This is a genomic window from Cupriavidus sp. SW-Y-13 (genome assembly GCF_009793345.1).
Classification (GTDB): domain Bacteria; phylum Pseudomonadota; class Gammaproteobacteria; order Burkholderiales; family Burkholderiaceae; genus Cupriavidus.
Map to the genome: position 1 here is coordinate 3,295,381 of NZ_WHLX01000001.1, position 13,834 is coordinate 3,309,214.

At 58.4% G+C, this 13,834-nt stretch carries 8 protein-coding genes, 6 tRNA genes and 2 rRNA genes; all 16 read right to left on the reverse strand.

The window, feature by feature from the left end; all coding sequences use genetic code 11:
• Positions 1-47 precede the first annotated feature (47 nt).
• Positions 48-4,154, reverse strand: coding sequence for a DNA-directed RNA polymerase subunit beta (gene rpoB / locus GA566_RS14775; protein ID WP_137928007.1), 4,107 nt, complete (start codon positions 4,152-4,154; stop codon positions 48-50).
• A gap of 446 nt (positions 4,155-4,600) precedes the next feature.
• Positions 4,601-4,975, reverse strand: a complete 375-nt coding sequence (rplL, locus tag GA566_RS14780) for a 50S ribosomal protein L7/L12 (RefSeq protein WP_010810464.1) — start codon at positions 4,973-4,975, stop codon at positions 4,601-4,603.
• Between the two features lie 60 nt (positions 4,976-5,035).
• On the reverse strand, positions 5,036-5,557 hold the full coding sequence (gene rplJ, locus GA566_RS14785; RefSeq protein ID WP_130393182.1) for a 50S ribosomal protein L10: 522 nt from the start codon (positions 5,555-5,557) through the stop codon (positions 5,036-5,038).
• A gap of 390 nt (positions 5,558-5,947) precedes the next feature.
• Positions 5,948-6,643, reverse strand: coding sequence for a 50S ribosomal protein L1 (gene rplA, locus GA566_RS14790; protein ID WP_137928008.1), 696 nt, complete (start codon positions 6,641-6,643; stop codon positions 5,948-5,950).
• The gene (rplK, locus tag GA566_RS14795; RefSeq protein ID WP_010810467.1) at positions 6,644-7,075 is read right to left on the reverse strand and encodes a 50S ribosomal protein L11; all 432 of its coding nucleotides are present in this window, start codon (positions 7,073-7,075) and stop codon (positions 6,644-6,646) included.
• Between the two features lie 160 nt (positions 7,076-7,235).
• The gene (gene nusG, locus GA566_RS14800) at positions 7,236-7,817 is read right to left on the reverse strand and encodes a transcription termination/antitermination protein NusG (RefSeq protein WP_137928009.1); all 582 of its coding nucleotides are present in this window, start codon (positions 7,815-7,817) and stop codon (positions 7,236-7,238) included.
• Between the two features lie 9 nt (positions 7,818-7,826).
• Positions 7,827-8,207 carry a preprotein translocase subunit SecE gene (gene secE / locus GA566_RS14805; RefSeq protein WP_137928010.1) on the reverse strand — a complete coding sequence of 127 codons (381 nt, stop codon included), beginning with the start codon at positions 8,205-8,207 and terminating at the stop codon, positions 7,827-7,829.
• A gap of 59 nt (positions 8,208-8,266) precedes the next feature.
• Positions 8,267-8,342 (reverse strand) — tRNA-Trp (locus GA566_RS14810).
• 84 nt (positions 8,343-8,426) lie between these two features.
• Positions 8,427-9,617, reverse strand: coding sequence for an elongation factor Tu (gene tuf, locus GA566_RS14815; RefSeq protein ID WP_160473074.1), 1,191 nt, complete (start codon positions 9,615-9,617; stop codon positions 8,427-8,429).
• 44 nt (positions 9,618-9,661) lie between these two features.
• A tRNA-Thr gene (locus tag GA566_RS14820) sits at positions 9,662-9,736 on the reverse strand.
• 36 nt (positions 9,737-9,772) lie between these two features.
• Positions 9,773-9,846: transfer RNA gene (locus GA566_RS14825), tRNA-Gly, on the reverse strand.
• Positions 9,847-9,899: 53 nt separating this feature from the next.
• Positions 9,900-9,985, reverse strand: a tRNA-Tyr gene (locus GA566_RS14830).
• A 254-nt stretch (positions 9,986-10,239) separates the two neighbouring features.
• A 5S ribosomal RNA gene (gene rrf, locus GA566_RS14835) occupies positions 10,240-10,352 on the reverse strand.
• 126 nt (positions 10,353-10,478) lie between these two features.
• Positions 10,479-13,360 (reverse strand): 23S ribosomal RNA (locus GA566_RS14840).
• A gap of 289 nt (positions 13,361-13,649) precedes the next feature.
• Positions 13,650-13,725 (reverse strand) — tRNA-Ala (locus GA566_RS14845).
• Positions 13,726-13,733: 8 nt separating this feature from the next.
• Positions 13,734-13,810: transfer RNA gene (locus GA566_RS14850), tRNA-Ile, on the reverse strand.
• Positions 13,811-13,834 lie beyond the last annotated feature (24 nt).

The following is a 13,834-nucleotide window of genomic DNA, read 5'->3' on the forward strand; positions in this document are numbered from 1 at the left end:
CCTGCACTGGTGGGAGGCAACCGCGGCTGCCTCCCGATCGAACCGGATCAGAAGCGATCCAGATCGATGTCGATACCCAGCGAGCGGATTTCCTTCACCAGCACGTTGAACGATTCCGGCATGCCGGCGTCGATCGAGTGCTCGCCCTTGACGATGTTTTCGTACACCTTGGTACGGCCGTTCACGTCATCGGACTTGACCGTCAGCATTTCCTGCAGCACGTACGACGCGCCGTAGGCTTCCAGTGCCCACACTTCCATCTCACCGAAACGCTGGCCACCGAACTGGGCCTTACCGCCCAGCGGCTGCTGCGTCACCAGCGAGTACGGACCGGTCGAACGCGCGTGCATCTTGTCGTCGACCAAGTGGTGCAGCTTCAGCATGTGCATCACACCCAGCGTGACCGGACGCTCGAAGGCTTCGCCCGTGCGGCCGTCGTGCAGCGTGACCTGCTGCTTCGAGGCCGTCAGACCCTTCTCGCGAGCGATCTCTTCCGGATAGGCCAGGTCCAGCATGCGACGGATTTCGTCTTCATGCGCACCGTCGAACACCGGCGTGGCGAACGGCACACCCTTCTTCAGGTTGGTGGCCAGTTCCAGCACTTCGGCGTCGCTGAGGCTGTCGAGGTCTTCCGGCTTGCCGCTCTCGTTGTAGATCTGCGCGAGCAGCGGACGGAGTTCCGTTGCACGAACGTTAGCCTTGAGCATGTTGCCGATGCGCTCGCCCAGACCGCGCGCGGCCCAGCCGAGGTGGGTTTCGAGAATCTGACCCACGTTCATCCGCGAAGGCACGCCCAGCGGGTTCAGCACGATGTCCGCCGGCGTACCGTCGGCCATGTACGGCATGTCTTCGATCGGAACGATCTTCGACACCACACCCTTGTTACCGTGACGACCTGCCATCTTGTCGCCCGGCTGCAGGCGGCGCTTGACGGCCAGGTACACCTTGACCATCTTGATCACGCCCGGCGGCAGTTCGTCGCCCTGCGTCAGCTTCTTGCGCTTCTCTTCGAAGGCCAGGTCGAACTCGTGGCGCTTCTGCTCGATGGCTTCCTTGACGGCTTCCAGCTGGGCAGCCAGTTCCTCGTCGGCCGGACGAATGTCGAACCAGTGGTACTTGTCCAGGTCCGCCAGGTATTCCTTCGTCAGCTTCGCACCCTTGACCAGCTTCTTCGGACCGCCATTGACGGTCTTGTCGATCAGCAGGCGCTCCAGACGCTGGAAGGCATCGCCTTCCACGATACGCAGCTGGTCGTTCAGGTCCAGGCGGTAGCGCTTCAGTTCGTCGTCGATGATCGACTGCGCACGCTTGTCGCGCGTCACGCCTTCACGCGTGAACACCTGCACGTCGATCACGATACCGCTCATGCCCGACGGCACGCGCAGCGACGTGTCCTTCACGTCCGAAGCCTTCTCGCCGAAAATCGCGCGCAGCAGCTTCTCTTCCGGCGTCAGCTGGGTTTCGCCCTTCGGCGTGACCTTGCCCACCAGCACGTCACCAGCTTCCACTTCGGCGCCGATGTACGTGATGCCCGACTCGTCCAGGCGCGCCAGTTGCGCTTCGGCCAGGTTCGAGATGTCGCGCGTGATTTCTTCCGGTCCCAGCTTGGTGTCACGGGCGACGACCGACAGTTCCTCGATGTGGATCGAGGTATAACGGTCTTCGGCAACCACACGCTCCGAGATCAGGATCGAATCCTCGAAGTTGTAGCCGTTCCACGGCATGAACGCCACCAGCATGTTCTGGCCCAGTGCCAGTTCACCCAGGTCGGTCGAGGCGCCGTCGGCGATCACATCGTTGCGCGCAACGATATCGCCAACCTTCACCATCGGACGCTGGTTGATGTTGGTGTTCTGGTTCGAACGCGTGTACTTGATCAGGTTATAGATGTCCACGCCAACTTCGCCGGCCACGGCTTCGTCGTCGTTCACACGAATCACCACACGCATCGCATCGACGTAATCCACCACGCCGCCACGCATCGCCTGCACGGCCGTACCCGAGTCAACGGCCACGGTGCGCTCCACGCCAGTACCCACCAGCGGCTTGTCCGGACGCAGGCAAGGTACGGCCTGACGCTGCATGTTCGCGCCCATCAGTGCACGGTTCGCGTCATCGTGCTCAAGGAACGGCACCAGCGAGGCAGCAGCCGACACGATCTGCGACGGCGCCACGTCGATGTACTGCACGCGGTCTGGGGTCACCATGCGGGTTTCCCGCTCGGAACCCTCACGCGACGACACCAGTTCGTCGATCAGTGTGCCGTCTGCATCGACTGTCGCATTGGCCTGCGCCACCACGTACTTGCCTTCCTCGATGGCCGACAGGTAATCCACCTGGTCGGTCAGCTTGCTGTTCTCCACCTTGCGGTACGGCGTTTCCAGGAAGCCGTATTCGTTCAGGCGAGCATACAGTGCCAGCGAGTTGATCAGACCAATGTTCGGGCCTTCCGGCGTTTCGATCGGGCACACGCGGCCATAGTGGGTCGGGTGCACGTCACGGACTTCAAAGCCGGCGCGCTCGCGCGTCAGACCGCCCGGGCCAAGTGCCGAAACACGGCGCTTGTGGGTAATTTCCGACAGCGGGTTGGTCTGGTCCATGAACTGCGACAGCTGCGACGAACCGAAGAACTCGCGAATCGCCGACGAAATCGGCTTCGAGTTGATCAGATCGTGCGGCATCAGGTTCTCGGTCTCGGCTTGGCCCAGACGTTCCTTGACCGCACGCTCCACACGCGACAGGCCGGCGCGGAACTGGTTTTCGGCCAGTTCGCCAACGCAACGCACGCGACGATTGCCCAGGTGGTCGATGTCATCGACTTCGCCCTTGCCGTTACGCAGGTTCACCAGGATCTTGATCGTCTCGAGGATGTCCTCGTCCTGCAGCACCATGCTGCCTTCGCCGCTCGGACGCGACAGACGGCTGTTGACCTTCATGCGGCCAACGCGCGACAGATCGTACGATTCCTCGCTGTAGAACAGGCGCTGGAACAGCGCTTCCACTGCGTCTTCGGTGGGCGGTTCGCCCGGACGCATCATGCGGTAGATGGCGATACGCGCTGCCGTCTGATCGGCGGTATCGTCGGCACGCAGCGTCTGCGAGATGTACGGACCTTGGTCGAGGTCGTTCGTGTACAACGTCTGGATGTTCTTGACGCCCGCTTCGCGCAGGTTTTCCAACAGCGTCTCGGTCAGCTCGTCGTTGGCGTTGGCGATCACTTCACCGGTGTCCGGATCGATGATGTTCTTGGCCAGCACGCGGCCGAGCAGATAGTCCTCGGGCACGCTGATCAGCTTGGTGCCGGCGGAATCCAGGTCACGGATGTGCTTGGCGTTGATCCGCTTGTCCTTCTCCACCACGACACGGCCATTCTTGTCGACGATGTCAAAGCGCGCAACTTCACCGCGCAGACGCTCGGGCACGAACTCGAGTTGCGCGCCTTCGCCTTGCAGCGTGAAATTGTCGAACACGAAGAAGTGAGCCAGGATCTGTTCCGGCGTCAGGCCGATCGACTTCAGCAGGATCGTCACCGGCATCTTGCGGCGGCGGTCCACACGGAAGTACAGGATGTCCTTCGGATCGAATTCGAAGTCGAGCCACGAACCGCGGTACGGAATGATACGTGCCGAGAACAGCAGCTTGCCGGAGCTGTGCGTCTTGCCCTTGTCGTGTTCGAAGAACACGCCCGGGGAACGGTGCAACTGGCTAACGATGACACGTTCGGTGCCGTTAATCACGAAAGAACCGGTCGACGTCATGAGCGGAATTTCGCCCATGTAGACTTCCTGTTCTTTCACTTCCTTCACCTTGCCCGGGTTCTCGCGATCGTTGATGATCAGTCGAACCTTGGCACGCAGCGCCGAGTGGAAAGTCAGGCCGCGCTGCTGACATTCCTTGACGTCGAACGGCGGGTTGGAAAGGTGATACGAGACAAACTCCATACGGGCAAGCCCGTTATGGGAGGAGATTGGGAAGATTGCGTTAAACGCAGCTTGCAGACCCTCGCTCTTGCGACGCGCGGTCGGCGTTTCCGCTTGCAAAAACTGGGTGTAGGATTCAATCTGTGTTGCAAGCAGGAATGGAACCTGATGAACCGTAGCACGCTTCGCAAAGGATTTGCGAATGCGCTTCTTTTCGGTGAAGCTGTACGCCATGGGATCTCCGAATCATCGCAGGGCAGGCTGGACCTGGCCGGCACCTGAGGTGTTCAGCGACTGGGAGGGGATTTGGCGGTTGGCCGCTACCAACCTCTGGCTGACGGTACCCGCACGCTGCGGACGGTGTGGTCATTGCACGGCGCAATGCCTGTACGCGTCCGGGGGATACCCGACCAAACTTGTCTTCTGCAGTCGGTTCAGAAGACAAACATCAGCAACCACCTAGTGTGCCACTGATGTTTGGCTTCTGCTAAGGCAGCGAAGGATTTCGCACTGCCAAGCATACGCTACTTCACATCTTTCGCTTCCTCTCCTCGTCAAGGAAAGGACATTACGCCCCAAGGTGCACCTCTAAACACACCCACACAAGCGCAAAAAGGCTGGCGCCGGGATTCTCCCTTTGCCAGCCCCATCCGCGTGCCCGAAGGCACGCGCGGTACCACTTACTTGACGTCGACCTTCGCGCCAGCGTCTTCCAGCTTCTTCTTGGCTTCGGCAGCAGCGGCCTTGTCCACGCCTTCCTTGACGGGCTTCGGTGCGCCATCGACCAGGTCCTTGGCTTCCTTCAGGCCCAGACCGGTGATTTCGCGAACAGCCTTAATCACGCCGACCTTGTTGGCGCCAACTTCGGCCAGGATCACGTTGAATTCGGTCTGTTCTTCAGCGGCAGCGGCACCGCCAGCGCCCGGGGCAGCAGCAACAGCCATGGCTGCAGCCGACACGCCAAACTTCTCTTCGAACGCCTTGACCAGGTCGTTCAGTTCCATCACGGACATCGCGCCAACGGCTTCCAGGATGTCGTCTTTAGTGATTGCCATTTGGAATACTCCTACTAGATTTGATTCGGGATCGGTAATGCGATCTGTTTAAGCGAGGGCTCAGGCAGCCGGGGCTTCCGCTTCCGCGGGAGCACCTTCGGCCTTCTTGGCAGCCACAGCAGCCAGCAGGCGGGCGAAGCCCGACACCGGCGCTTGCATCACGCCAAGCAGCTGAGCAATCAGTTCGTCACGGCTCGGGATCGAAGCCAAGGCCTTGACGGCGCCAGCATCGAGAACGTTGCCGTTGTACGACCCTGCACGCAGGACCAACTTGTCGTTGGTCTTGGCAAAGTCGTTCAGAACCTTGGCCGACGACACTGCATCTTCGGAAATACCGTAGATCAGCGGGCCGGTCATCTGCTCTGCGAGGCCTGCAAACGGCGTACCTTCGACGGCACGGCGGGCCAGCGTGTTCTTCAGAACACGCAGGTACACGCCTTGCTGACGAGCGGTGGAACGCAGCTTGGTCAGATCGCCAACCGTAATGCCGCGATATTCGGCCACGACGATGGTCTGGGCCTTGGCGACTTGCGCCGAAACCTCAGCAACGACGGCCTTCTTATCTTCAATATTGAGTGGCACGGTTAAGCTCCAAAACGATGCGAATGCACCGGAAAACCGGCTCAATCACATCAGTCCAAACGAACGGCGTCCGATTGGCCCGAATCCCCCGGGTCCTACCCGGCGTCATCAATCCCTTCGGGTGCGCCATCTGCGCTGGCAGACCGGCGATCATCGGAGCGAGCTCCGCATGGCGCCGACCGATTAAGTCCACGCTGCCGAAGCGGCATGAACACCAGCGGTCTTTGATAACCAGCGGCACCTCCCTCACGTCAAGCGCGAGGCTGATGCCACTGCCCAAAGCCTTCCTCCGTCGCCTTCCGGCGCTGGAGTCGACTGCGGCAACACCGCAGTCTTCAATTCCTGCCCTGGCGGGCGTTATCGGGTTCCTGCCAGGTGGCTGCCGTCAGCTTAGGCCGACAGCGAGGTCTGTTCGACGCGAACGCCAACGCCCATCGTGGACGACACGGCGATCTTGCGCAGGTACACGCCCTTGCTCGTAGCCGGCTTCGACTTGACCAGGGCGTCCAGCAGGGCGGCCAGGTTGCTCTTCAGCGCGGCGTCGTCGAACGAGCGACGACCGATGGTGGCGTGGATGATACCGGCCTTGTCGACGCGGTATTGCACCTGACCAGCCTTGGCGTTCTTCACAGCCTGGGCGACGTCCGGCGTCACAGTGCCAACCTTCGGGTTCGGCATCAGTCCGCGCGGGCCCAGGATCTGGCCCAGCGTACCCACGATACGCATCGTGTCCGGCGAGGCGATCACGACGTCGAAGTTCAGGTTACCGGCCTTTACTTGCTCTGCCAGGTCTTCCATGCCAACCACGTCAGCGCCAGCAGCCTTGGCGGCTTCGGCCTTTTCGCCCTGGGCGAACACAGCCACGCGCACCGACTTGCCGGTACCAGCCGGCAGCACTACGGAACCACGCACAACCTGGTCCGACTTCTTGGCATCGATGCCCAGTTGCACGGCCACGTCGATCGATTCGTCGAACTTGGTCGAGCCGCAGCTCTTGACCAGGCTCAGAGCCTCGTCGATCGGGTAAAACTTGGTACGCTCGACCTTCGCCTTGTTAGCGGCGACGCGCTTCGAAACCTTAGCCATTTACAGACCCTCCACGGTGATGCCCATCGAACGCGCCGAACCAGCGATCGTACGCACGGCGGCGTCGAGGTCAGCGGCGGTGAGGTCAGCATTCTTTGCCTTGGCGATTTCTTCAGCCTGGGCCCGGGTGATCTTGCCAACCTTGTCGGTATGGGGCTTCGGCGAACCCTTGGTGATGCCTGCTGCCTTCTTGATCAGCACGGTCGCCGGCGGCGACTTCATCACGAACGTGAAGCTCTTGTCGGCGAAGGCAGTAATCACCACCGGCACCGGCAGACCGGGTTCCATACCCTGGGTCTGGGCGTTGAACGCCTTGCAGAACTCCATGATGTTCAGACCGCGCTGACCCAGTGCGGGACCAACGGGCGGGGAGGGATTTGCCTTACCAGCTGGAATCTGCAGCTTGATAAAGCCAATGATCTTCTTGGCCATATTTACTCCAATCCGGACCCGTTCCTGTTTCGGAATCAGATCCTGTTGAGTGGTAACGCGCTATCGCCATGCCAGGCATGACCTCACGCTCCTCTTCGGGCCAGCCGTAACTGACCCTTTTTCCACCCTCCCCCTTACGGGCGACGGCAGTGAAAAATCCTTAAACCTTCTCGACCTGGCCGAACTCCAGTTCGACCGGCGTCGCACGTCCGAAGATCGTGACGGTCACGCGCAGGCGCGACTTTTCGTAATTCACTTCTTCGACGTTACCGTTGAAATCGGTGAATGGGCCATCCTTGACACGCACCATTTCGCCCACTTCGAACAACGTCTTGGGACGCGGCTTCTCGACCCCTTCCTGCATCTGGGTCATGATCTTGTCGACTTCCCGTTGGGAGATCGGACTCGGGCGATTGCGCGCGCCGCCAACGAAACCAGTGACCTTGCTGGTGTTCTTCACCAGATGCCACGTCTCGTCGGTCATTTCCATCTCGACCAGCACGTAACCCGGGAAGAAGCGGCGTTCGGTGACGGACTTTTGCCCGCCCTTGATTTCCACGACTTCCTCCGACGGCACGAGGATGCGACCAAACTTGTCCTGCATCTCGGCGCGTTCGATGCGCTCTTGCAACGCGCGCTGCACGCTCTTTTCCATGCCGGAGTAAGCGTGTACCACGTACCAGCGCTTCTTCGATGAAGGCGATTCCGATGCCGTGGCTTCCTGCTGAGCGTTATCCGTCATGTCTACCTCTTATTTCCAGCCCAGCACGAGCGAGAAGATTACCCACTCGATGAGCTTGTCCGCCGACCACAGGAAGAGCGCCATAACGACGACGAAGACAAAGACGAGTCCCGTCATTTGTCCGGCTTCCTTGCGCGTCGGCCAGACGACCTTGCGAACTTCCCGATACGATTCACGGGCAAATCCCACGAAGTCCTTGCCAGGCGCGGAGATAAGTGCCACCACTACGCCCAGCGCGATACCGGCGAACAGTGCGGCGCCGCGGACGTAAGAGGGCTGCTGGGCCAGCGCGTAGAAACCGATGACTCCGGCTACCACCAGGAGCACCGCCACGACGAGCATTACTTTGCCGCTCGAGGCGCCTACGGTTTCGACATTGGGATTAGCCATGTTTCGCAAACGAGACTAAGCCGCGTCACGAGTCTTCATCGCGACGCGGCTGATTGATTTGGCAGGGGCAGAGGGAATCGAACCCCCAACCTTCGGTTTTGGAGACCGACGCTCTGCCAGTTGAGCTATACCCCTAAAACAACTTGGGGTTAGCCTAAGCCAACCCCCTGGCAAACGAACGCGACCGGTTGGTGTCGCGCTCGCCAGTTCGACAAAAACTTAGTCGAGGATCTTTGCCACAACGCCGGCGCCGACGGTACGACCGCCTTCGCGGATAGCGAAGCGCAGGCCTTCTTCCATGGCGATCGGGGCGATCAGCTTGACGGTGATCGACACGTTGTCACCCGGCATGACCATTTCCTTGTCCTGCGGCAGCTCGATCGAGCCGGTCACGTCGGTCGTACGGAAATAGAACTGCGGGCGGTAGTTGTTGAAGAACGGCGTATGACGACCACCTTCGTCCTTCGACAGAATGTACACCTCGCCCGTGAAGTGCGTGTGCGGCTTGATCGAGCCCGGCTTGCACAGGACTTGGCCACGTTCCACGTCTTCACGCTTCGTGCCGCGCAGCAGTAGGCCAACGTTGTCACCAGCCTGGCCTTGGTCCAGCAGCTTGCGGAACATTTCCACGCCCGTGCAGGTCGTCTTCACCGTCGGGCGGATACCCACGATTTCGATTTCCTCACCGACCTTCACGATGCCGCGTTCGATACGACCCGTCACCACGGTACCGCGGCCCGAGATCGAGAACACGTCTTCCACCGGCATCAGGAACGTACCGTCCACAGCGCGCTCCGGCGTCGGGATGTACGTGTCCAGCGCGTCGGCCAGAGCCATGATCGCGCCTTCGCCCAGGTCGCCCTTGTCGCCTTCCAGCGCCAGCTTGGCCGAACCCTTCACGATCGGCGTGTCATCGCCCGGGAAGTCGTACTTCGAGAGCAGCTCGCGCACTTCCATTTCGACCAGCTCGAGCAGCTCGGCGTCGTCGACCATGTCGCACTTGTTCAGGAACACGATGATGTAAGGCACGCCAACCTGGCGGGCCAGCAGGATGTGTTCGCGCGTTTGCGGCATCGGGCCGTCTGCAGCCGAGCACACCAGGATCGCGCCGTCCATCTGCGCGGCGCCCGTGATCATGTTCTTCACATAGTCAGCGTGGCCCGGGCAGTCAACGTGGGCGTAGTGGCGGTTCGCCGTTTCGTATTCCACGTGTGCGGTGTTGATCGTGATGCCGCGTGCCTTTTCTTCCGGCGCTGCATCGATCTCGTCGTACTTCTTGGCCGAGCCGCCGAACTTCGCAGCCAGCACCGTGGCAATTGCTGCCGTCAGCGTCGTCTTGCCATGGTCAACGTGACCAATCGTACCTACGTTCACGTGCGGCTTGGTCCGCTCGAACTTTTCCTTTGCCATGTCGCGACTCCTGTCTCGGTAGCAATTGCCAGTGCGGGTATTGGTGGTGCCCATGGGCAGGATCGAACTGCCGACCTCTCCCTTACCAAGGGAGTGCTCTACCACTGAGCCACATGGGCGAATCTAGACTTACTTCTTGCGACTACGACCAAGCCTGGAGCGGGTGAAGGGAATCGAACCCTCGTCGTAAGCTTGGAAGGCTTCTGCTCTACCATTGAGCTACACCCGCCCGGTTACTTCTTCCTGCTTCACCGGCTTGCGCCTGGTCGCTGTCTTGCATTCTGGTGGAGAGGGCTGGATTCGAACCAGCGTAGGCGTAAGCCAACAGATTTACAGTCTGCCCCCTTTAGCCACTCGGGCACCTCTCCGCAGAGAACTTGTGATTATGGTGTAACTTACCGGAGCTGTCAAGCACTTTCCATTGCGGTGGGTGCTGCGCGGATCGCTTCAGAAGTCCCGCCTGATCGCTCGAAAATCGATTCAGCCGGACCAGAATCATCGATATGAAATCGACGCTCTCACCCTATAGGGTGTCTATAGGGGTGAAGCTGGATTCGATTACAAAAATCCAAAGACAAAACCCCTCGCAGCGTTGGCTGTCGAGGGGTTTTGGGGCATAAGAGCCTGGCGATGACCTACTTTCACACGGGTATCCGCACTATCATCGGCGCAAAGTCGTTTCACGGTCCTGTTCGGGATGGGAAGGGGTGGTTCCGACTCGCTATGGTCACCAGGCATAAGGGGTTGCCTGCGCTGACATGGGTCAACGCGGGCGAATTGGGTGTAGTAAAGGTTGGGTTGTGTTGTGTCGACCTTGGGCACAAGGCGGATCACAGACACCAGGTAAAACACACTGGTTATAGGATCAAGCCTTACGGGCAATTAGTACTGGTTAGCTTAACGCATTACTGCGCTTCCACACCCAGCCTATCAACGTCCTGGTCTCGAACGACCCTTCAAGGAGGTCAAGCCTCCAGGGAATCCTCATCTTCAGGCGAGTTTCCCGCTTAGATGCTTTCAGCGGTTATCTCTTCCGTACATAGCTACCCTGCGATGCCTCTGGCGAGACAACAGGTACACCAGCGGTACGTCCACTCCGGTCCTCTCGTACTAGGAGCAGCCCCCGTCAAGATTCCAACGCCCACGGCAGATAGGGACCAAACTGTCTCACGACGTTTTAAACCCAGCTCACGTACCTCTTTAAATGGCGAACAGCCATACCCTTGGGACCGGCTACAGCCCCAGGATGAGATGAGCCGACATCGAGGTGCCAAACACCGCCGTCGATATGAACTCTTGGGCGGTATCAGCCTGTTATCCCCAGAGTACCTTTTATCCGTTGAGCGATGGCCCTTCCATTCAGAACCACCGGATCACTATGTCCTGCTTTCGCACCTGCTCGACTTGTCGGTCTCGCAGTTAAGCACGCTTTTGCCATTGCACTTTAGGTACGATGTCCGACCGTACCAAGCGTACCTTCGAACTCCTCCGTTACACTTTGGGAGGAGACCGCCCCAGTCAAACTGCCTACCATGCACTGTCCCCGACCCGGATTCACGGGTCAAGGTTAGAACCTCAAACAAACCAGGGTGGTATTTCAAGGACGGCTCCACGTGAACTAGCGTCCACGCTTCAAAGCCTCCCACCTATCCTACACAGATCGGTTCAAAGTCCAATGCAAAGCTACAGTAAAGGTTCATGGGGTCTTTCCGTCTAGCCGCGGGGAGATTGCATCATCACAAACACTTCAACTTCGCTGAGTCTCGGGAGGAGACAGTGTGGCCATCGTTACGCCATTCGTGCAGGTCGGAACTTACCCGACAAGGAATTTCGCTACCTTAGGACCGTTATAGTTACGGCCGCCGTTTACCGGGACTTCAATCAAGAGCTTGCACCCCATCATTTAATCTTCCGGCACCGGGCAGGCGTCACACCCTATACGTCCACTTTCGTGTTTGCAGAGTGCTGTGTTTTTATTAAACAGTCGCAGCCACCATTTTATTGCAACCCCTTCACCCTTCTGGCGCAGGCCAGTCAAGCTACCAGGGCGTACCTTATCCCGAAGTTACGGTACCAATTTGCCGAGTTCCTTCTCCCGAGTTCTCTCAAGCGCCTTAGAATACTCATCTCGCCCACCTGTGTCGGTTTGCGGTACGGTCTCGTATGACTGAAGCTTAGAGGCTTTTCTTGGAACCACTTCCGATTGCTTCGCAGCATAAAGCCGCTCGCCCCACATCCTTGAATCCCGCGCCCGGATTTGCCAAAGCGCCTTCTCCAATGCAGGGACCGGGACTTCCAACACCCGGACAACCTTCCGCGATCCGTCCCCCCATCGCATCATACGACGGTGCAGGAATATTAACCTGCTTCCCATCAGCTACGCATCTCTGCCTCGCCTTAGGGGCCGACTCACCCTACGCCGATGAACGTTGCGTAGGAAACCTTGGGCTTACGGCGAGGGGGCCTTTCACCCCCCTTTATCGCTACTCATGTCAGCATTCGCACTTCTGATACCTCCAGCATCCTTTACAAGACACCTTCACAGGCTTACAGAACGCTCTCCTACCACGCACATAAATGTGCGTCCGCAGCTTCGGTGACTGGCTTAGCCCCGTTACATCTTCCGCGCAGGACGACTCGATCAGTGAGCTATTACGCTTTCTTTAAAGGGTGGCTGCTTCTAAGCCAACCTCCTGACTGTTTTAGCCTTCCCACTTCGTTTCCCACTTAGCCAATCTTGGGGACCTTAGCTGGCGGTCTGGGTTGTTTCCCTCTTGACACCGGACGTTAGCACCCGATGTCTGTCTCCCGTGATTGCACTCTTCGGTATTCGGAGTTTGCTATGGCGGGGTAATCAGCAATAGACCCCCCAACCATGACAGTGCTCTACCCCCGAAGGTGACACACGAGGCACTACCTAAATAGTTTTCGGAGAGAACCAGCTATTTCCAGATTTGTTTAGCCTTTCACCCCTATCCACAGCTCATCCCCTAACTTTTCAACGTTAGTGGGTTCGGTCCTCCAGTACGTGTTACCGCACCTTCAACCTGGCCATGGATAGATCATCTGGTTTCGGGTCTACACCCAGCGACTCAACGCCCTATTCGGACTCGCTTTCGCTACGCCTTCCCTAACCGGTTAAGCTTGCCACTGAATGTAAGTCGCTGACCCATTATACAAAAGGTACGCCGTCACCCGTTTCCAGGCTCCGACTGTTTGTATGCATGCGGTTTCAGGATCTATTTCACTCCCCTCCCGGGGTTCTTTTCGCCTTTCCCTCACGGTACTGGTTCACTATCGGTCGATTACGAGTATTTAGCCTTGGAGGATGGTCCCCCCATCTTCAGACAGGATTTCACGTGTCCCGCCCTACTTGTCGTACACCTAGTTCCACAATGCTGTTTTCGCATACAGGGCTATCACCTGCTATGGCCGGGCTTTCCATCCCGTTCTGCTAACAACGCTGCTAAAGAGTACAAGGCTCTTCCCATTTCGTTCGCCACTACTCTGGGAATCTCGGTTGATTTCTGTTCCTGCAGCTACTTAGATGTTTCAGTTCGCCGCGTTCGCTTCCCTGACCTATGTATTCAGTCAGGGATGACCCATAAGGGCCGGGTTTCCCCATTCGGACATCTCCGGATCAAAGCTTGTTTGCCAGCTCCCCGAAGCTTTTCGCAGGCTACCGCGTCCTTCATCGCCTGTAATCGCCAAGGCATCCACCACATGCACTTGTTCGCTTGACCCTATAACGAGTGTGTCTCATTCAAGACACCGCTATAGGTCTGAGTTCTCGCGTTTGTGCCGTATTCCAAGTCATCTTTCGATCACTTAAATACATTTTGGTTGATACAATCACAACCCGGTATCGTGTTTTGTACTGCAGCGTCTCATCAACGCTTCACGACACCTTTACTACATCCCATATTGTTAAAGAACAGCCAGCTCGCACTTCGTGCGAAACTGATAGCAATAGCCAAAGACTAAAATTCAGAACCTCTGAATCCTGGTCTTTGACAACTACCCCAAGGTAAGTGGTGGAGGATGACGGGATCGAACCGACGACCCCCTGCTTGCAAAGCAGGTGCTCTCCCAGCTGAGCTAATCCCCCGGATAACTTGGTGGGTCTGGTAGGACTTGAACCTACGACCCCCGCCTTATCAAGACGGTGCTCTAACCACCTGAGCTACAGACCCTTGGCTGTAACACTCAAACAAACC

Bases quoted from the DNA above. Each gene is read 5' to 3' on its own strand.
- rplL (WP_010810464.1), bottom strand. From the start codon at position 4,975: ATGGCAATCACTAAAGACGACATCCTGGAAGCCGTTGGCGCGATGTCC.
- rpoB (WP_137928007.1), bottom strand. From the start codon at position 4,154: ATGGCGTACAGCTTCACCGAAAAGAAGCGCATTCGCAAATCCTTTGCG.
- rplA (WP_137928008.1), bottom strand. From the start codon at position 6,643: ATGGCTAAGGTTTCGAAGCGCGTCGCCGCTAACAAGGCGAAGGTCGAG.
- rplK (WP_010810467.1), bottom strand. From the start codon at position 7,075: ATGGCCAAGAAGATCATTGGCTTTATCAAGCTGCAGATTCCAGCTGGT.
- nusG (WP_137928009.1), bottom strand. From the start codon at position 7,817: ATGACGGATAACGCTCAGCAGGAAGCCACGGCATCGGAATCGCCTTCA.
- secE (WP_137928010.1), bottom strand. From the start codon at position 8,207: ATGGCTAATCCCAATGTCGAAACCGTAGGCGCCTCGAGCGGCAAAGTA.
- tuf (WP_160473074.1), bottom strand. From the start codon at position 9,617: ATGGCAAAGGAAAAGTTCGAGCGGACCAAGCCGCACGTGAACGTAGGT.